Annotated in this window: 16 protein-coding genes, 1 tRNA gene and 1 other RNA gene; 9 read left to right on the top strand and 9 right to left on the bottom strand. The window is 43.2% G+C overall.

The features are described 5' to 3' along the window. Nucleotides 1-97: 97 nt before the first annotated feature. Entirely contained in the window at nucleotides 98-445 is a 348-nt protein-coding gene (locus ACMXYX_RS01145) for a hypothetical protein (RefSeq protein ID WP_415883165.1), read from the top strand. A gap of 5 nt (nucleotides 446-450) precedes the next feature. On the opposite strand, the gene ACMXYX_RS01140 is transcribed toward ACMXYX_RS01145, so the two are convergent. Further along, on the bottom strand, nucleotides 451-1,419 hold the full coding sequence (locus tag ACMXYX_RS01140) for a hypothetical protein (RefSeq protein ID WP_415883164.1): 969 nt from the start codon (nucleotides 1,417-1,419) through the stop codon (nucleotides 451-453). Nucleotides 1,420-1,549: 130 nt separating this feature from the next. Here ACMXYX_RS01140 and ACMXYX_RS01135 point away from each other — a divergent pair, with 130 nt between their 5' ends. From ACMXYX_RS01135 to ACMXYX_RS01125, 3 genes are all read left to right on the top strand, one after another. Next, complete coding sequence (locus tag ACMXYX_RS01135) at nucleotides 1,550-4,369, top strand: EAL domain-containing protein (protein WP_415883163.1); 2,820 nt, start codon at nucleotides 1,550-1,552, stop codon at nucleotides 4,367-4,369. Between the two features lie 160 nt (nucleotides 4,370-4,529). Beyond that, the gene (locus ACMXYX_RS01130) at nucleotides 4,530-4,901 is read left to right on the top strand and encodes a thiol-disulfide oxidoreductase DCC family protein (protein ID WP_415906395.1); all 372 of its coding nucleotides are present in this window, start codon (nucleotides 4,530-4,532) and stop codon (nucleotides 4,899-4,901) included. A 133-nt stretch (nucleotides 4,902-5,034) separates the two neighbouring features. After that, nucleotides 5,035-5,622, top strand: coding sequence for a TetR/AcrR family transcriptional regulator (locus ACMXYX_RS01125; protein ID WP_415883161.1), 588 nt, complete (start codon nucleotides 5,035-5,037; stop codon nucleotides 5,620-5,622). A 3-nt stretch (nucleotides 5,623-5,625) separates the two neighbouring features. Here the strand turns inward: ACMXYX_RS01125 and ACMXYX_RS01120 are convergent, their stop codons facing one another. Further along, nucleotides 5,626-6,933 carry an ABC1 kinase family protein gene (locus ACMXYX_RS01120; protein WP_415906394.1) on the bottom strand — a complete coding sequence of 436 codons (1,308 nt, stop codon included), beginning with the start codon at nucleotides 6,931-6,933 and terminating at the stop codon, nucleotides 5,626-5,628. A 166-nt stretch (nucleotides 6,934-7,099) separates the two neighbouring features. On the opposite strand from ACMXYX_RS01120, the gene ACMXYX_RS01115 reads away from it, so the two are divergent. Further along, complete coding sequence (locus ACMXYX_RS01115) at nucleotides 7,100-8,443, top strand: GGDEF domain-containing protein (protein ID WP_415906393.1); 1,344 nt, start codon at nucleotides 7,100-7,102, stop codon at nucleotides 8,441-8,443. A gap of 5 nt (nucleotides 8,444-8,448) precedes the next feature. Here the strand turns inward: ACMXYX_RS01115 and ACMXYX_RS01110 are convergent, their stop codons facing one another. Continuing rightward, nucleotides 8,449-8,808 (bottom strand): hypothetical protein, encoded by a 360-nt coding sequence (locus ACMXYX_RS01110; protein ID WP_415883158.1) that lies wholly within the window; start codon nucleotides 8,806-8,808, stop codon nucleotides 8,449-8,451. Between the two features lie 265 nt (nucleotides 8,809-9,073). On the opposite strand from ACMXYX_RS01110, the gene ACMXYX_RS01105 reads away from it, so the two are divergent. The 3 genes from ACMXYX_RS01105 (at nucleotide 9,074) to ACMXYX_RS01095 (ending at nucleotide 13,839) form a co-directional block, all read left to right on the top strand. Then, nucleotides 9,074-10,225 carry a PQQ-dependent sugar dehydrogenase gene (locus ACMXYX_RS01105; protein WP_415906392.1) on the top strand — a complete coding sequence of 384 codons (1,152 nt, stop codon included), beginning with the start codon at nucleotides 9,074-9,076 and terminating at the stop codon, nucleotides 10,223-10,225. A 287-nt stretch (nucleotides 10,226-10,512) separates the two neighbouring features. Further along, nucleotides 10,513-11,853, top strand: a complete 1,341-nt coding sequence (locus ACMXYX_RS01100; protein WP_415906391.1) for a hypothetical protein — start codon at nucleotides 10,513-10,515, stop codon at nucleotides 11,851-11,853. A gap of 231 nt (nucleotides 11,854-12,084) precedes the next feature. Continuing rightward, entirely contained in the window at nucleotides 12,085-13,839 is a 1,755-nt protein-coding gene (locus ACMXYX_RS01095; RefSeq protein WP_415906390.1) for a hypothetical protein, read from the top strand. 665 nt (nucleotides 13,840-14,504) lie between these two features. On the opposite strand, the gene ACMXYX_RS01090 is transcribed toward ACMXYX_RS01095, so the two are convergent. The 5 genes from ACMXYX_RS01090 to ACMXYX_RS01070 all read right to left on the bottom strand — a co-directional run bounded on the left by ACMXYX_RS01090 (nucleotide 14,505) and on the right by ACMXYX_RS01070 (nucleotide 16,168). Next, nucleotides 14,505-15,068: a hypothetical protein gene (locus ACMXYX_RS01090; RefSeq protein ID WP_415906389.1), complete on the bottom strand. Its 564-nt coding sequence runs from the start codon at nucleotides 15,066-15,068 to the stop codon at nucleotides 14,505-14,507. Between the two features lie 78 nt (nucleotides 15,069-15,146). Next, on the bottom strand, nucleotides 15,147-15,404 hold the full coding sequence (locus ACMXYX_RS01085) for a hypothetical protein (RefSeq protein ID WP_415906388.1): 258 nt from the start codon (nucleotides 15,402-15,404) through the stop codon (nucleotides 15,147-15,149). A gap of 219 nt (nucleotides 15,405-15,623) precedes the next feature. Next, nucleotides 15,624-15,745: non-coding RNA, RtT sRNA (locus ACMXYX_RS01080), on the bottom strand. A gap of 45 nt (nucleotides 15,746-15,790) precedes the next feature. Continuing rightward, nucleotides 15,791-15,867 (bottom strand) — tRNA-Arg (locus tag ACMXYX_RS01075). Nucleotides 15,868-15,928: 61 nt separating this feature from the next. Beyond that, entirely contained in the window at nucleotides 15,929-16,168 is a 240-nt protein-coding gene (locus ACMXYX_RS01070; RefSeq protein WP_415906387.1) for a hypothetical protein, read from the bottom strand. 327 nt (nucleotides 16,169-16,495) lie between these two features. Between ACMXYX_RS01070 and ACMXYX_RS01065 the strand changes: the two genes are divergently transcribed. Beyond that, nucleotides 16,496-16,915, top strand: a complete 420-nt coding sequence (locus tag ACMXYX_RS01065; protein ID WP_415883153.1) for a c-type cytochrome — start codon at nucleotides 16,496-16,498, stop codon at nucleotides 16,913-16,915. 59 nt (nucleotides 16,916-16,974) lie between these two features. On the opposite strand, the gene rep is transcribed toward ACMXYX_RS01065, so the two are convergent. Continuing rightward, nucleotides 16,975-18,984 (bottom strand): DNA helicase Rep, encoded by a 2,010-nt coding sequence (gene rep, locus ACMXYX_RS01060; protein ID WP_415906386.1) that lies wholly within the window; start codon nucleotides 18,982-18,984, stop codon nucleotides 16,975-16,977. Nucleotides 18,985-19,164 lie beyond the last annotated feature (180 nt).

The raw sequence follows: 19,164 nt of genomic DNA, 5'->3' as shown, positions 1-19,164 counted from the left end.
TCGGCAGTATATGGAATCATAGAGAAGTGGGATTTGCTCTTACGGGGAAGCCAGATCGAACAACCTCTCCGCCAAGTACACAAAGGGTATAATACCTATGAAAAATTTCGGACTTATCTTTTTTGTGCTTTCATTATCGCTTAACGCATACGCAACAAAAAATTACAGCACCCTACACCAAAAGATTGAACTCAGATTCCAAAGTGAACTTGAGCCTATCGCTTTAGATGCCGCATGGATTAATGCAACAACTTTTAAGATTGGGACCACGCAACAATCTGAAAACCACGAAAAGTTTGCCGCTTATGTCTGTAAGTCTATCCATAACTACGGTCTCTACCATCCAAAATTAACCGTTCGCATTATTAACTTTCCAAGGTTAATGGCTACAGGACACCAAGCAATTTTAGCTGAAAAAAACTGCAGTATGCCTAAAGCACCCTAGATCACTTATTGAACGACAGAGGAAGAATCGAGAGCCTGGTCAAGAATCGAAAAATCCCAAAACTGCTCTAGTGTTTGCTTTTCAGGTTGTTTAATCGTTCCCGCAAAACCATAAAATGCTATATCGGCCGCGAAGGCTGATGCTCGGCCTCCATCATTAGGGAAAGCTCCCTCAGCAACCATTTCCTGTACATATTGAAGTATTTTAATATCTGCTACTTTCGGCAGTAATCCATAATTATTACGCTGATCCAGAATAAATACAGGCTCAAGATTCATTCTGCTCCAGACAAATAGAAGTTCTTCTACTAAAATTCCGAGCTCTTTTTGGTTAGCACTAATAAAGGCCTCATTCGCGAACAACGCTTCATCTGTAGCATCAATTTTCTCGATTGGGAGTACTTTAAAAGGGGATTTAGGCCGATAAATTAGCTGATTTTTACGCTCTGTATCCACAACGGTCGCATGAATTCTTCCATTTACCATGGCATTTGCGCGCACACCAGAGCCAGGTAGGTAGACCATTTTTCCGTATGTAATACCGTGTTTTTTGGCCATCATATTAACTAAGGCTTCAGTACCTGAACCTTTGCCATGGGAGTACATATCTACGCCGTCCAACTCATCCCAACTCGTGTAGTAACGCGTATCCACAACAGGATGGAAGCGGAGCATATTTAACTGGTAAAACATACGAATGGCCGCACCGGTTTCCTGCACTTTCTGGTAAGGAGTCCCCATGCCAATATCCGCTTGTTTATTCAAGATAGTTCTCATTGCCATACCTTCTGACAGCATATAGCTCACCTTGATATTCAAGCCTCTCTCTTTAGCCCGTTCAATAGCAATGAGGGTAGGCAGCATATCCACACCCGGCAAGTCATCCAAAGCCACGCGGATCGGATTCGTATTAGCATTGACGCTTGATATACTAATCGCACAAAAAAGAAGTAAGCTTTTTAAGAATCTCTGCATGTTATCCCCCACCATTTCGCAAACTATTGATAAGCATATTACATTAGAAGTAGATACATAAACGTCTAAAAACGGTATTCTTGGTCCCAATACATCACTTGGTCATGTGGTGCTATAAAGAGGTTGGATCATGAGCACTTCGCTCAAACGCAAGTTTTTACTCCCTATCCTAGCGGGAGCTGCGCTGTTAATTCTGAGTGCTGCGATTATTACGCAACTGGGCTTATTACCCGAACTCCGTTCACAACTGCATAAACGCGCAGAGCTCATGCTAACAACCATACGAGCAGCCTCGAAGATTAATCCTGGCTATCAAGATTTACGCTTTGCATTAGAAGAGATCACTCTAAAAACCTCCGGAGTTTATGGCATCACCCTCGCCACGCTGGACCCCACTATTATCTGGGCTTCGAGTACCCATCCAGATGCAGATTTAGATCAACACACTGCAGACATGCTTGAGTTACTTGATAGCAGTGCAGAACAGCATATTTTCGGTGATTTTATTCACCGTAATGGAGATGTAATCGTTATTGCGCCATTAAAACGCTTAACGGACACCCCTCCTCAGCCAAAGTCTTTTGAGCAATTAATATTACCTAAAGACGTGAATATTTCGTCAGCCTTTTCTCTTGAACCTGATAGCTACGAAGGCATCCTCTATTTACGTTTTAATTGGGCGGAAGCCGAGGCGTTAGCGAACAATGCTCTACTCAATCATATGTTCGCAATCTCCGCGGCTATTCTTTTGATGCTGGCATTAGCAACAACCACTCTCTACAAAGTTATTCTTCGTCCACTAAGTTTGATCAGTAAGACTATTCACGCTCAAAAATCAGGCGCCCTTGATTCACGTACACAAAAGCTACCTGATGATGAAATAGGTCTTCTGGGCAGTTCAATCAACGAGATGTTGGATGATCTTCACAATAGGGATCGCCTCTTAAAGAGCGTAGTGAATCACCTACCCGTAGGACTTAGTCTAAAAGGTATTGATGGAAGAAAGATCATTCAGAATGACGCCTATAGAACTTCTTACCTATCACCCTATGTAGATGGAAAAATTCGTGAAGATCTGCTCAATAAACGAGTTGATCTACAACATCGGGTTATTTCGGAAGCCATCCCAGTTTCTCATGAAGAGCTACTCAATTTAAACAATCGTGAACGTCATTTTGAAACCACAATTTTCCCAATTTTTAATACTCACGATGAGATTGAATGGCTAGGCACCCTTTGCTTTGAAATAACAGAGAAGAAAGAACGAGAACAACAACTAACCCAGTTATACAAAGCGGTTGAAGCCGTTAAGAGTGGCATCGTAATTTGTAAATATGACGCACCTAATTATCCAATCATTTACATAAACCCTGCGGTCACGAAATTGACCGGATATTCTGCAGCAGAACTCATTGGTAAGAGCCCCAACATCTTTAGTCAATCTGCAGAGAATAGCAGTGCCTTAGAAGAAATAAGGAAAGCGATTGTTGACCAAGAAACATGCTCCGTAGTCCTGCGCAACAAGCGTAAGGATGGCAGTTACTTCTGGAACGAATTTACACTGTCGATCATAACGACAACCGATGGCGAAGCAACTCACCTTGTCGGGGTTCAAAATGATGTCTCTGAGCGTATAGAAGCGGCGAACAAAATAGAGCATATGGCATTCTTTGATCCTCTCACAGACCTTCCTAACCGCATACTATTCAACGACCGCTTAAGTCAAATAATTGCCGAAGCTCAAAGAGAGCACACCCATGCAGCAGTTATGTATATCGATCTGGACGGTTTCAAAGCGGCCAACGATAGCTTTGGACACAATACTGGCGATCAACTTTTAAAAGATGCCAGCAGTCGGATGAAGCTCTGTATTCGAGAGCAAGATTCTATCGCTCGCATGGGCGGCGATGAGTTTACGATCCTTATACCGGGCTTAAACCCTGAACAAGTCATCGTTAATCTACCTAAAGTCGTTGATAGAATCCTCAAACAACTTAACACCCCCTTTGATATTTTTAACAACCAGGTCCATATCTCAGGCAGCATAGGAATAAGCATCTACCCGAAAGACGGCCGCACGCCCGAAGAGCTCCTTATTAACGCTGATCATGCGATGTACCATGCGAAAGAAAGTGGTAAAAACTCATTCCGTTTTTTCCAACTAGAGATGAATCAGGCTATTGAGCAACAACAGAAAATTGAATTTTCACTGCGAGAGGCGGTTCGCGATAAAGCCTTTAACCTACACTATCAACCACAAGTAAGCTGTCACAGTCATAATCTATCGATCGAAGCGCTCATTCGTTGTAACCATCCAGCGATCAAACATCTATCCCCTGCGACTTTCATACCTGTCGCAGAACAGACCGGTTTGATTGATGAGATTGGTACTTGGGTGATTGAACAAGCCTGCTCTGATATGGCGGAATTCCAAAGAGATGGTTCAAAGATCAACAAAATTGCGATTAACATTTCACCTCAGCAGTTTAGAAGACAAAATATTGCACAGATTATTCACAAGAATATAAAACGCTTTAATCTGCCTACAGATAGCCTTGAAGTAGAGATTACCGAAAATGTGATCATTGACGATTATCAAGCAGCGCTTTCCATATTGAATGAGTTGCGATTACTCGGAGTCACAATCGCTATCGATGATTTTGGAACGGGATACTCATCACTGACTTATCTAAAACAGCTCCCAATCGACACACTCAAAATTGATAAGCAATTTATTGAAGGTCTTCCTCATGATGAAGAAGGGGGCCATATCGTTAAGGCTATTTCAGGTTTAGCTCACGGTATGAACATGCAACTGCTCGCAGAAGGAGTTGAAACCGAAGAACAAGTAGCCTTCGTTAAGGATGAACTAAATTGCGATCAGATTCAGGGGTATTATTTTTCTAAACCCCTAAGTAAGCAGGATTTAATAGCATCTGAGTTTTATTAAGGAAGCCGTTGTCTAAATGCTATGTTCGACCACCTTCAACCTAAGCCACCCCGTAGTAAAAACAAAATAATAGCGTGCCGCAGCGCTTGTTAATTAACCTTTAATTTCTAGCACCTTTGACCCACACTTTAGGTAAGCCTCTTTCACGAGACGGTAAACCATGTCTGATAACGACAATAGAATCACAGTTTTCTATGACGGCTCATGCCCTCGTTGCGTTCAAGATCGTAAAAACTACGAAAGCCAAGATCCTAATGTTGCAGAGGCGGTTGAATGGTTTGATATCACCGACCAAGAGCAAGCATTGATAGCTCTAGGCATAGACCCACAGAAAGCCTTAACCGAACTGCATATTCGAGATGCAGATGGAAAAATCCACTCGGAGTTGGATGCCTATCGAATACTGATGCAAAGAGTACCCAGTTATCGACTCTTAGGCTGGTTCATAAGCCTCCCACTGATCAGGCCTTTAAGCAGCAAGTTATACCATTGGTTGGTGATACGTCGTTTAAGGAAAGCTGGGCGCTTGTAAAGATCCGACAAACCAGTTCTATTTACCCCCTTCCTTTTAGCATCAAATTGCTGCCCTATACTGTTTAACATGCCCCTTAAACATACTCGGTTTGATGTTATGTAACTCACCCTTGTTAAACGATGTGTAAATTATGAATGATGCCCAACCTAATCCAGAGAGTTTGGACACCCAATCCATTCTCGACACAGCGTTAGATTTAGCGCAACAGCAGGGGAGCTGGTACGACCTCAGTTTGGTCGATATCGCGGTGCATTGTGACACCTCAATCAGTGAGATTTATAAACACTTCGCCGATACCAATGCGATTGCCGATTTCTGGTTTTCGCAGGCTCTAGAAACCATGCTATCAGCAGATAGAGATGAGATTCTTGGCTTACCTTTTACTTCACGTTTGGATCATATTATTTGGCGCTGGTTTGAAGCACTCGCTCCCTATCACGCGGTAACCACTCAGATGCTTAAAGCAAAGTTACATCCACCGCATATGCACCACTGGGGCCCCATGATTTTTGATCTCTCACGCTTAGTTCAACTATGGCTTGATATAGCGGAGTTAAATGCTGGAGGGCGGCGCCGCCAAATTCAAGAAATCACACTTACAGGGATTTTTTTGGTGACGTTAAGCGCTTGGTGTCGAGATCAGAGTCCGCAACAAGCTCAAGCACATAGCAAACTATTAAGGATGCTGGAAAAAGCGGAGAGATCCGGGCAATTCTAATGATTAGACGAGATAAGGTTTGATCAAGGAGGCAATATCTACCTGCGCGCGCAAACGTGCACAGAGTAGATAAGTACCCGCGAATTTCCTATGCAAAAACAGTACATCTGTCGGCGGTAGATGCATATAGCGCTGACGAACACGTAGAGAGATAGCCTGATTTGCCACCCGCTTAGATAGATCTGAACAGCCAAAATCAAACCATCCCTCTTGCCGTAGAGGTTCAGCAACCATACGAATCATCTCGCATAACCCTTGCCGATAAACCGGATCCTCATCTGCCCGGAGATAACCCAACGCCAATGCATAAGTTTCGATAGCAGGAAGGTCATCATCCCGTGCAGCCGCCATCAATTGCCGGAGCTGTTCAGTAAACTCAGCAGGATAACGCCTCGTCGCACCAAAATCCAACAACCCTATACACTCCTTTTCGGCTTGGTATCGATAATTCGCGAAATTGGCATCGGTCTGAACCAATTGCCATTCGAAGACTTCTTTTAACATCAGAGACAACATGCGGGTAGCGATCCGATTACGTAACTGACTCGATTCACCAGCCAGTGACTCTATAGGCACACCCGGCACAAACGACATTGAGAGTACTTCAGCACTGCTGCGTGAACTATCCACTGTAGGCAAATCGAAGTTGGGATCACTTCCGAGACAACTTCTATATTCTGCGATGCTGGCGGCTTCGGCTTTATAGTCAGCCTCTTGATGCAACTGCCGTTTCGCCTCATCTAAGAGTAGAGAAAGGTCATACCCTTTTGGCACCAAGCGTAACAGTTTGAACAAAGTAGAGACATTATTTACATCACTATCGATACTGACGCGCACCCCGGGATACTGAATTTTTATCGCTAAATGCTGACCTTGCTTAGTTTTAGCCTCGTGAACCTGCCCTATAGAAGCCGCCGCAATTGGCGTAAAAGAAAAGTGTTCGAACTGTTCCTCCCAACCGACGCCCCAAGCATTCTTCAACACATCAGCCACTTGCCCTTGTGGCATGGTATAAGCGCTCTCACGTAGAGTCGCTAGAACATCGGTAAGCTCAGGTGGAAGATAATCCCCCGCCTCCATGGATAATAACTGGCCAACTTTCATGGCGGCGCCGCGCATTTCCGATAACTTATCTGTCAGTTGCCTAGCATTTTCAGGTGTTAGCAGCAGATCTATTGCTTTGACTCTCTTACCTCCTAGCAGTTGACTTGCACCTTCAGAGATCATCTCACCAGCGATTCCACCAGCAAGGCGGCCCAACTTGAGTAAACGGCCTGCACGGCTTGATGGAACCGGTTTATCTCTAACCACAGTGACTTTCCTCTAGGTTCTTGCCAGTAAAGTTGTCTTACAGGCTCTGGTTTCAGTATAGGAAAGCTAAAACTCCGTAAACCAAACACGCTCACAACTGGTAATTGCCTAGCCTTAAACTAGAGTTAGTAACACTACATAGTTATTACAACGTTAGGGCGCAGTTATGGTTAGCGTTAGCAGTTACTACTATGGAAATATTTTTGACACGGACGCAAACAACATTCTCAAAGAACTATCACCCATCATAGAACCTAATATTCCTTCATATATTGAAAAGTTCTATACAGTCCTGCTCTCAGATCAGGCATCTGCCCAATTTTTAGATAATCACCTCGTAGAGATTCGACTAAAAAAGCAACTCGGGCAATGGCTTAAAAAAACTTTAGCCCCCAAACGTGAAGATCAAGTACAAGATTCTTTAAGATCCCACTTAAAAGTAGGTGAGGTTCACTCTAGAGTTGAAATACCTATGCCTCTGGTCGATGCAGGTATGACCATTATTAAAGAAGGCATCATTCATACCGTTTTAAGCAGTAACTTGGCAGTACCGCAAACTATTGATTCCGTCATTCTGGTCAACAAAATTCTAGATGCTGCTATGAGCCTCATTAATGAGTCTTATCTCAGAGGAAAAGTTGCGCACGAACGGACCTCACAAGAATTTATTACGGCATCATCGGCGCAAGAGCTCGCCTTAGAGATAGAGCGGATCAAAAGCAGCATTTATCAGTGGATGACTTCCAATCTGATCGCTTTCCCAAAAGAAAGTGAATCCTTTTCTGAATCAATTAAGCAAAAGGATTTCGGCTTGTGGATAAAACACAAACTTCCCCTGATCGTTTCAAGCTCTAAAAGACTGGAAAAAATTAACGTAGCATTAGACTCCTCTGACCAACACCGAGAGAACTTACACGCCCAAGGCAGTAACGCCAGTTCAGAGGATCTAAATGCACTAAAACAGATCCTGCAAGAACTGATTTGGCACTTGACCGAAGAAGCCAACTGCAATTTAGCCAAAGAGTCTAAACAAGATGCGTTAACAACCTTATTAGAACGCCGCTTTCTTGACCCTATTTTGCAACAAGAAACTCAAATGGCGATTAACGGCGGACCACCCTACTCAATAATGATGATCGACTTGGATCACTTTAAACGCGTCAATGATCTATATGGACATCAAGCGGGTGATGCCGTTCTGAGGCAATGCTGCAGACTAATTAAGGAAAATATTAGATTAACTGATTATGCTTTTCGATATGGCGGCGAAGAGATGTTAATTGTAGCTCCTGAAATGGACATACAAGAAACCATGAAGCTGGCTGAAAGGATGCGAAAAACCATCCACGATACCTCCATAACAATTGCAGAATCAAGGAGCATTAATGTTACCGCTTCCTTTGGTATAGCAAGCTTTTCGGGCCACCCTGATTATCAAAACCTCATTAACGAAGCTGACTCCAACCTATATGCCGCTAAACAGGCAGGTAGAAACTGCGTCAGAGGTTAGAAATACTAATCACAAGGGAAAGCACGTTGCAGCCCCCACAATAAAACATATTCAAGATCGGTTTCCTTCCAGAAAGGGCTATTTCTGGAGCCATCCATCATACGGTATTGCAGTTCCTTCTCGAAAATAGAGACAGCATGCTCTGGGCCCAAATCCACTTTTTCTGGCTGACAATACAGAGGGGCTTGGCTCAAGCCTTCAAGGTTAACATTCGCAGCCGTGTAAGCATTCAAGGAGGCAGCTAGGTAGATATCGGTTTTATCACTCTGTCTGTAGTTATCCGCTTTCTGCCAATCGGCTTTAGCTTGAAACGATGTAATTAACGCAAGTCCCACAAGCAGCGTGGAGATCTGTTTCATGCTCATCTTTTTATTGTCCCTTTTATTGTTAAGCCCATTTTTACCTGCAAAAGGTATCAATTTACAAAGAGAGTAGCGAGCTTAACGCTTTGAAAGCAAAGTGCTATTTCGAATATAAAGATCATTAAAAAGCAGAATCTGAAGATGAGAAAACCGTTCTCTCACTTACTTTTGATTTAAACTAATCTTAATGATCTGATCTCTAAAAACATGACGTACGAATCTTAATCATTCATCACCAGCCAATAACGTATTCAATGAGGCCATTTTGATGAGAGCGTTAAACTTATATAAACGACCTATTCTTGGTGTAGTTTTTACAGCTATAGCAGGGCTGTCTTTATCACTGTCCGTCTCAGCAACAACCAACCTAAATACAAAGGTTATAGCTAAAGGCATCAACTACCCTTGGGGCATGACATGGGTAAGTGATCATGAATTGCTGATCACAGAAAAAGAGGTTGGTGGTTGGATTGTCGATACAAACACAGGCAAGAAACAGAAAGTGACCGGCTGGCCTGAAAATATTAACCCGGATGGTCAGGGCGGGCTGTTAGACGTGCTCAGTGACCCTCTTTTTACAAGCAATCGAAAGCTCTATGTCAGTTTCAGTCATCAAGACAGATCGCAAGGATCGACCACTCGCGTAGCCTCTGCCGAACTGAGCCCAGACCTCGAATTAGTCAATTGGACAGTATTATTCACAGCCCTCCCTTACAGCGGCAAAGTCCATCACTATGGTTCACGTCTCGCCTTAGCAAATGACAACCTATATATCAGCGTGGGTGATAGAGGGCAGCGCCACCGCTCTCAGGATCTGTCTGATCACGCGGGGAAAATCCATCGCATCAACAAAGATGGCAGCACCCCAAAAGACAACCCATTTATAGGCATGACTGATAAATCAGGCAAGCCTATCCCAGAAAGCATTTACAGCTATGGCCACAGAAATCCACAGGGAATGTTTATCGATTCTCAAAGCAATATATGGATCCATGAACACGGCCCTAGGGGTGGAGACGAACTGAATTTAGTCCAAAAAGGAAAAAACTACGGCTGGCCGATCATTACTTACGGTAAGGAGTACTGGGGGCCATCGATTGGTGAAGGCACGCATAAAAAAGGGATACAGCAACCAGAATATTATTACGTTCCCTCCATCGCTCCGTCAGGTTTGATCCGTTATGAAGCAAACCTATTCAAAGAGTGGCAAGGCGATTTTCTAATCGGCGCATTAAAAGGCAGCCATCTTAATCGACTTACCAAGGCTTCTAGTTCTTCAGAAACGAATCAAAAATACGAAGAACATCGTTATTTGGAAGACTTAGATGTTCGCATTCGGGATATCGAAGTTGATAAAGAAGGAGCTATATATATTTTGACTGATGAAAGGGATGGGAAGTTGATTAGGGTGAGGCCTTGAGGGTGGGGAAAGGGGAATAGCGTGATGACTTTCTCCCTATTATTATTTTTAAAGAGTGATCAACGGTTTGTGGATCTGTTGTTTAGGTTATGGCCCGCCGTTTAAAAGTCTGCTGTTCTGTTTTAAAGGCTAGTAAGTAAAGCTTCTATATCTAGCTCCGTTTCTGGTTACATTACTTAGAAGGCGGAGTTCCTTCTTTTTCAAATCAATCTTTGATCTAGCTACAGTGACAAATTACTTAGAGCCTGCCTATACTGAAATTTCATCTGTTCAAGGAGTGATGTGCAATGAAGCCAGATTATCTTATTCAGGGAGACAGCGCTCGACTGATTCCCGTCGGCTCTGAAAGCAATAAAGAAGCAAGGGTTCTTTCCGTAAGCCTTGCGATGATGACCCAGATCCCTTCTCTTTCAAAAAACCTTCTCGCTAGCTGTAACTACAGACTCGGTGCTAGAGCAAAACTTCATGCATGGACTGAAGTAACCTTGGGCTCTAAAGATAATAAAGACCGCCCTGATGCTTTACTTAAAATAGTAAATGGTAAGAATACTTGGACTGCACTCATCGAAGCTAAGATAGGCAAAGCAACACTATCAGAGGAGCAGGTAGCTCGATATATAGCAATTGCCAAAGAACACAATATAGACGCAGTAATCACCATCTCGAATCAGATGGTAGCTCGAGCAGACCATCATCCTATAAACATTCCAAAAAATCAGCTGCGTAAAGTTGAGCTATTTCATTGGCCTTGGGCGTGGATTCTTTCTGAGGCAGAAATATTAAGAGCTGAAGATAGCGTAGATGACTCTGAACAAGCGTATATGCTCGATGAGTTTATAAGATTCCTTGATCATCAATCTACAGGGGTGGAAGGTTTCACTCAGATGAACAAGGGATGGAAAGCTGTAGTTAAGGACGCAGTATCTCAAATTAAGCTGAAACGTACCGACCAAGACATTGAAGAAACCGTTGGGGCATGGCTTCAAGAACAAAGAGACCTTGCCTTATTAATGTCTAAACACATTGGTAAGAATGTGCATCTGAAAATGGACAGGAAGGTTAAGGATGACCCGGTAGCACGGCTAAAACATCGCATTGCTGATTTCTGTGATACGAATACTTTGTTCACCATTCTGCAAATACCTGACGCAGCATCTGACCTTCTTATTCAGGCAAACCTACCTACTCGGTCAATTACCGCATCAATGAAGCTGAAAGCACCACAAGATAAAAAATCTACTTCAGCACGAGTTAACTGGTTACTCAGAATGCTGAAGAACACCGATGAAGACGCTCGAATCATTGTGAAAGCATCATGGCCATCCGTTATAGATGACACCAGTTGCGCTCTAGCAGAGCTAAGAGAAGACCCTGACAAGATTCAGTGTAGCAACCCGAAGCATGCCCCAACTGCATTTGAAGTCGTGTTACTTCAGGATTCAGCTGTACGCTTTTCGGGCTCCAGAACCTTCATCGAAGATGTTGAAGAAGTTGCTCGTACCTTCTATGACCTTGTAGGGCAAAACTTAAGAGCTTGGCAGCCAGCCCCTCCTAAGCCAATCTCTAGACCTAAAGCTGTAGAGGCAGAACCTGAACAAGAGTTAGAAGAAGCTATTCTCGAAGAGTAAGTTTCAACCACAGCAAAATGTTTAATAGCCCACTTAAACGGGGTGGGCCTATTAAACACCTTCCTCCGGTACTGTGACCAAAAGTATTATCGCCCTTAAATGCTCTTGTTAAGAGTCTGTTACTCAGTCTTTATATTCCCACTTCCTATTTTGGTATATAGTTTTGCCAAGATTTGCGATCATGAATAAGTACTTACAAAGGTCTCTGCTAGTAAAAGGACGCTTATTAATATGGAAACAGACCAAAAAGATAGCACTGAAAAATACAATGCTCTGAAGCTTAATATGGAAGCTGCTCAGGGGGAAATGCTACTTCTCAGCAAATTAGCAGATACTGACCTACCTTCTATATGCTATGCATATAAATCAAGAACCAAGTCTGAAAGCGCCCTGCTTGAGAAACTGGAACGAAAAAGGCTGGATAAACCTGAGTATAACCTATTTGATATTACAGACGTAATTGGGGTTAGGTTTGTCACCCTCTTTAGAAGCAATTTACCAGATGTAGTTGAGTCAGTTATCCGCCTAATATCTCATTCTATAGAGCTAACACCTAATCCATTTATAAAGGACTCTATAGGCGAGATCATTGCCTATCATGTTCCTCACGTAGAAGATCCGATCTTTGATGTAATCGATGATTTTGTTAAAGAAGCTGGGCTAGAAGATATATATACCAAAAAACCTACGGGTGAGTATTCCAGTATCCATATAGTGGGACGCTTAAATAAAAAGGTAAAAAACTTCTCTAACGGCTCCGACGAATACTATGTTCCGGTTGAAATACAGATAAGAACCGTTTTTGAAGATGCCTGGGGCGAAATAGATCATAAATATGGGTATACGGTTCGACAGGGCAAAAACCAAGTGAAACCTGTGAACAACCCAGAGAATGTAGACGCTCATCTGAAAGTTCTGAAAAAATTTGTCGATGCTGCAGCTCAATATGCAGATGAAATTTCTAAAGAAGCTAATGATGAACGTGTCAAGAAAGATGATAGCGGCAAACTAATTTCAGTAGGAACAGACAATTCCCTATTGGCAAGATTCGAAGAACTTGGAGTTTCTAAACAACTAATTGCGTCATATCAGAGTTATCGTGACTCTCGAATACAAGCGACTGACGACTGTTCTGTGCCAAGCCTTCTTATCGCTGCTGAAAATTTCAAAGCCCAAGCAGAGAAAGTATATGAAGATTCTGAGGACTTCTTTCAGAACACAGATAATGGCACTAAACTCTATTATTATTACTGCAAAATGAACGAAGCATTTTGCCTATTATCCTCTGGTAGAAAAAACGAAATCAAAATTGCCATTTCAATATACTCAGAACTTCTGAAACATTTTCCTGACTTCCCTGTCTTATTACATAGATATGGGCAAAGCCATGGGAAGCTTGGCAAGTATGACGAAGCTATAACTTACTGCTCTCGTGCATGGGAGTTACTTAAGTCTATTGGCGATGATGAAACTGATCAGTTACCAGAGATTGAGAGAAAGCATCTTGAGGCTCATAGCTTATCTCTAATTGGTTACAATATGTGGGCTAAAAGTAATTCTTCAGATAGCCTAGATGACCGAGAGAAGCTTGAACTGATAGATCAAGCATGCACTGTAACTACTGAGGCTTTGAAACATGACCAAGCTGACAGATCGAAAATTTATAATAATTTATTATATTATAAGCTCGATTTGCTTAATAGATTCCCTCAAGAAGCCTCTGAAGAAGTCGATAACGAGATTGAAGACTTACTAAATAATCTGGAGCAAGTAACTGATATTGACGAGCTTACGGATCTAGATCAGTTGGATACTCTGTCAAAGGCATACTTCAAGGTAGGCAACTATAAGAATGCTAAGATTTACGCAGAGAAAATAATGAGCCAGTCACTTGACAATACACATCAGGAAGTCGACTCAACGGTGGTCCTCGAAATAGTTCAAGAAGCGTGGCAATTGATTCATCAAATCAAATGTCAAAAGTAGAATTGACCTTTTCGATGGTTCAGACCATACTCAGAATCACTTACAGGAGAGCTAAACCATGATCAAAAGACCAATAAACGAAGGATAGTCCCCGTAACGCCTTGAATTCAAAAAGAAAGCCGGCCAATGCCGGTTTTTTTATTGTTCATAACAATAGATATAGCTCTCGGCTAAACCAAGCTTATGCACTGAATGAATAGCCGAAACTCCTAGAAATAGTGCCCACAGAAAAGCGATATAGACTTAGTCCCCTTTACAAAGACCCTCATGGACCTACCAAGAACCACACTAACAGCCCTTTCTCTGTGAGCTTATAATGAAAGCCGGCGTATTCGCTCAACAGACTGTGCTTACTTACCTATCACTTACTATGACCCACTCACGGAGCAAATGAATGCGCATAATCCCGAATATGGACGTCACTTCATCAGACCTCATCATCGATGCCGTATATGAAAGCTCTAATGCTAAAAACATCCGCAGTTCATAAACTAGAATATGAAGAATTCAGAGAAGACAAACATCCTATCATCTTCATTTCCGGCAAAGACATTGCCGAGATTCTGATTACTTCAGGCTACAATACTCCGGAAGCAGTTCAGAATCTGTTAGAAACAAAGTTCCCCACATGATAAGAAACCACTCTACTGTACTTTAAATAAAGCTTAATCAAAGTGTTGGTAGGCGATTTCCTTATCTAAATAGCCACTAAAGCACTCTAATCGCTTCTTGTGGATGCCTCTAATACCCTCGTCTGGGTTGTTAGTATAAACAGTAACTTTAAAGGCTGTATTAGATTCGATGTCTCGCTGAAATGACTTAGGCCTCCTAGTATTCACGTATCCAGTATGATTGAAATAACTAGCAATACCGTCCCATGACCTAACATCATCACTCTTATGCCAGTGAAAGGAAGCCCTAAGCAATGAATGAACCCTTTGGCAAATACTATTTATTCCTTCTTCAGTGACATGCTCATGGCTTGGATAAATATTTGCCCTTATAAGAATTTCATTCCGATCCCAATCATACTCAACAACTTTATAGGATGGGCTGACCGAGTGATGTGGAAATAGCCTATCTTCATCAAGTTTTTTCTGGATTCTATAAATACCCCACTCGAGCATGCTAAGAGGCTCATTGATCAAATATCGTGCGGTAGAATCTGGCTCAGCATTACTAACCAAAGACGTGCTAAGACAGACAATCAAGACAATATGTTTTTTCATAACAAATCCTTATGTGAGCCTAACTTCAACATACAATAAGTGAGGGAGTGCCTTAAAAGATCAAATTGTAAAAAACTGTCACCACACCTGCCGCCATACATAGCGCAAGCAAAATCCCCAACTGCCAACCTGACACCACCAACCAAACGCTTGCTGAAAGCCAACGTACTCTTCTTTGCATGCAAGTACCGACAGATAGCTTGAAAGAAGGAGAATTATTACCCATACCCAATAGATATTAGGCAGGAAGAAGATCGTAGTGAAAAACATTCCCACGCTTAACGCTAATGCTATAACTGTTGGCTTTATAGGGTCTTTTGCTCTTTGCTCAGTCATTGGCTATCCCTTGTACCAAGATGAAAAAGAAGTGCGTAACTGAACTATATATGATCAAAAGCTTCTCTTGTAGACCGTCTCCGGTAGAGACGGATCTACAATCCCCTCACGCCAGCATGTGACCATATCGTGACCACCGGTACTTACTGCCCGCAAATGTTCTTGCTGTGCGCCTGTAGCTCGGTTGAATGGGATAACAAAAAGCGAATAGGAACAAAGAGATAGAAAAAATGGGATTATTCGCTAGCGCTCACCCTTCGGGCCGTCGCTACGCTCCGTTGTCTCGCTTCGCTCGGCTCGAACCCCATCGGGGGTGCTCACCCTCCAGTTCAGTGCTCTGAATATCTGTACGAAATAAACTGAAAGCTGTGAGGCTATAGAAAAAGTGGCGCGCCTGGAGGGATTCGAACCCCCGACCAACAGGATCGGAACCTGCTACTCTATCCAGCTGAGCTACAGGCGCACTCAAGAAGGTTTGCGGGCAGTATTCTACCCATGCCTATATGATTCGCCAAGTATTATTCTCAAGTAACGTCTGTCGGCTCGGGTCGGTACAAGGTTTTGATTTCGGTTTCTAAATCACCTTGTAGGAGGACTTCCCACTCTTGGGTCTTTTCGGTGTAAGCAAGGAATGCATTGCAGTTACTACAACGGTAAATACGTTGATTAGGGATAGCACTCAGGAGGTTAAAGCTTTCCATCTCTTCTGGCTTTGCGTCAGCTTGGATGCAAGCGCATGTTTCAGACATTCCATTGCTGGACATTTCAGATTTCCTAACCAAGACTTTAGACCTTAGTATAAACAAGATTTCCTTAAATGCATGTTTTTAAGTTGATCTAGCTCTTGTAGATGCCTGTTTTTCGCCCTTTTTATAGAGAATGATCAAAATATTTACTCAAATCGGGCCGATAAGTGCTTCCACTGCCAAAGCCCCATTTCAGTTGTGATTATTTATCGCTATAATCCGCAGCCGGTGAAACTTTGAGCAGTCGTGTCTGAATATCCGCCCCTGAGCACCTCTTGAGGCCGGGCATCCTGACAGGCCACGCTGCCCATATAACAATTTATGGTTGATTGAGAGGTCGTGACTGTGAAAAAAATCACTTCAGCTTTAGTTGCTTTAGGTCTAGGTGTTGCTCTTAGCGCATCTGTACAAGCTACTTCTAACGATGAAGCAGTAATTGAACGAATCAAGGCAGTTGGTTCTGTTTGTATCGAAGGCGATGACACTTGTGGTGGCGCGCCTGCAGCAGCACCTGCTGGTGGTGCAGCTCGTTCTGCTGAAGAAGTATACACAGCTAAATGTGCAGGTTGCCACGCAACTGGCGCTGCTGGTGCTCCAATGTACGGTTCTGCTGACTGGACTGACCGTGCGGGTAAAGGCATGGAAACTCTTCTAGCGAACGCTATCAACGGTATCAACGCAATGCCACCACGTGGCCTATGTGCTGACTGTTCTGATGAAGAGATCCAAGGTGCGATTCAGCACATGCTAGACAGCGCTAAGTAATCACTTAGTTCTGAGCATAAAGAAGGCCGCGATTGCGGCCTTTTTTGTGTCTGCAGTTTTTAGTCGAATAGATTCTTAAGGCTATTCAACGTGGCTTGCCCACGTTTCTGGTTTTGCACTTGGCACTTCTCTCCTGCCCCTTCGATCTCAAGATCTTCGTGTGGCAGCTCATCCAAGAAACGACTCGGCATGCAGTCCATCACTTCGCCATATTGCTTACGCTGTTTAGCAAGAGTGATAGTTAGGCACTGCTTGGCACGGGTGATGCCTACATAGGCAAGGCGACGCTCTTCTTCGACATTATCGGTTTCGATACTGTTTCGATGCGGCAGTAGCTCCTCTTCCATACCCATTAAGTAGACATGAGGGAACTCCAAACCTTTAGAGGCATGCAAAGTCATCAGCTGCACACGGTTTGAGTCGTCTTCTTCCTCTTGGCGATCCAGCATGTCGATTAGCATCAGGCGATTGATGGCTTCTTGGATACCGGAATCCGGATCTTCTTCTTGTAAGCGCTCCAATGTCGATTTTAAGGATTCGATCAGGAACCAGACGTTCTGCATCCGCTTTTCAGCCATCGCTTCGCTGGAGCTGTTTTGCACAATCCAGCCTTCGTAGTCGATATCACGGATCATTTCATGAATAGCCGCAATCGGATCACCGCTGTGACATTGGCGATAGATATGCTGCATCCAAGTACAGAAACGGCGTAAACGCTCAACGGCATTTGCAGGCATCACCTGTTCTAAGCCTAATTCATCACAAGCACTGAACATACTGATCTGACGCTCTAAAGAGTACTGCCCTAGCTTCTGCAGAGTGCTCGGGCCGATCTCTCGTCGCGGTAGATTAATGATTCGTAGGAAGGCGTTATCATCATCAGGATTAACGAGGACCTTAAGGTAACTCATCAAGTCTTTGATCTCCGCACGTGCGAAGAAAGAGGTTCCGCCGTTCAACTTATATGGCACTTGATAGTGTTGGAGCTTCATCTCCAACAAGCGCGCCTGAAAGTTACCGCGATACAAGATCGCCATATCTTTAAACTGCACATTTCTACGCAGGTGTAGATCGGTAATTTCCATCGCAATGCGATCACACTCGGCATCTTCGTTGCGGGTATGGATAACTTTGATTGGATCACCCATACCCATCTCACTCCACAAGGTCTTCTCGTAGACGTGAGGGTTGTTGGCGATCAACGTGTTGGCTGCTTTTAGGATCAAGCTAGTGGAACGATAGTTTTGCTCCAATTTAACCACTTTCAAACTTGGGTAATCATGCTCTAACTGGTTAAGGTTTTCTGGACGCGCACCACGCCACGCATAGATCGATTGATCATCGTCCCCTACCACAGTTAATGCACCCCGATGCCCCACCAATTGCCGTACCAAACGATACTGGGACAAGTTAGTGTCTTGATACTCATCCACCAACAGGTAGCGAAGACGGTTCTGCCATCGCTCCAATACATCAGGTTGAGAAGCAAACAGGCGTACAGGAATCAGGATCAGATCATCAAAATCTACGGCATTATAGGCACGTAGGTGCTGTTCATAACTTTCGTAAGCACGCGCAGCCAAAATATCTTGTGGAAGTCGGGCTTGAGCGAGTGCTTCATCAGGCGTGAGCATCTCGTTCTTCCAATTGGATATGCAGTTTTGCACCATATCCACTTGGTCGCTCTCTTCATTGTTTTGTAGCATCAGGTCTTTCAGCAGTGCTTTAGTATCCTGATCATCAAAAATAGAGAAGCCTGGCTTAAATCCCAACGCTTTATATTCACGTTTAATGATGGTCAAACCAAGGTTATGAAAGGTCGCTACGGTCAGGCCTTTGGAGTCCCCACCTTGGAGTAGAGACATCACACGCTCTTTCATCTCTCGTGAAGCTTTGTTGGTAAATGTCACCGCAGCAATATTGCGCGCAGCAATACCACACTGATTAATCAGGTAAGCAATCTTTCGGGTAATTACACTGGTTTTACCCGAGCCAGCACCTGCGAGCACCAATAATGGGCCGCCTATGTATTCCACTGCTTCTTTCTGACGTGGATTTAATCGTGACATTTCTTAAAAAACCTTCAAAAAAACTAAAGCTTCACTTAAACAAGCCGACAAACTGCCTTTATGATAACGTGAAATCCGATTAAAAAATGCATATAAGCCATTGAAATGCATAAATTAAAACAGTTGTTTTAATATTTATTTCAGAATGTTAATCTGCCATTAAGCTAGTAGGTAATTATG

This window comes from Neptuniibacter sp. QD72_48, assembly GCF_047778065.1.
Classification (GTDB): domain Bacteria; phylum Pseudomonadota; class Gammaproteobacteria; order Pseudomonadales; family Balneatricaceae; genus Neptuniibacter.
The sequence above is the reverse complement of the archived record's forward strand: the minus strand, read 5'-3'. Positions and strand labels throughout refer to the sequence as shown.